The organism is Actinomycetospora atypica, from assembly GCF_042653685.1.
GTDB classification, from domain to species: domain Bacteria; phylum Actinomycetota; class Actinomycetes; order Mycobacteriales; family Pseudonocardiaceae; genus Actinomycetospora; species Actinomycetospora atypica.
The window spans coordinates 1-546 of sequence record NZ_JBHSIV010000112.1; the positions used below are offsets into that span (position 1 = coordinate 1).

General features: G+C 71.8%; 1 protein-coding gene. It reads right to left on the reverse strand.

The genetic code is table 11. The features are described 5' to 3' along the window. Positions 1-364: 364 nt before the first annotated feature. Positions 365-546: hypothetical protein (locus ACFPBZ_RS29545; protein WP_378039669.1), on the reverse strand; the 182-nt coding region annotated here is incomplete at its 5' end.

Sequence of the window (546 nt, forward strand, 5' to 3'; positions counted from 1 at the left end):
GCTCAAGGCACGAGCTCGCTGCAAGAACCTCCGCATAGACGACCGACCGGGTCAGTCTCGACGCGCGAGCCTGGAGACCCCGGCGCGGGCACCGCGAGGCCGAGCAAGCGGTCACCGAGGGAAGCTCACGGTCGGCGATTTATGCGCTGAACCTGGCACGCGGCGCGCCCTGCGTCGGCACCCCGACCGCGCATCGACGGCCGACCGAGGTGCAGCGGTATGCGAGGGAAGGGTCGGCGTTTTATGCGCGAGCTGGCGAGGCAATAGCGGCCGTTCACGACTCGCGACCGCCCTCGACTCGCCGTCGACGGCCCCGACCGCCGGCAGGTCGAGAGAACGGCGGCCGGGGCCACGACGGTCAGTGTCATCGGGCTGGCGGGCCCTCGACCGACCGAAGGCCGGGTGACGAGTCATCCGGCATGCCCATGATGTCCGACGCGGCTCGCCGGGCGCGAGCCTCCACATTGGGGTCGTCCTGGCTCTCTGGGCCGCCGAGCACCTCGGCGAGCGCGGCCAGGGCGTCCTCGTCGTCCTGGGAGGTCGGGT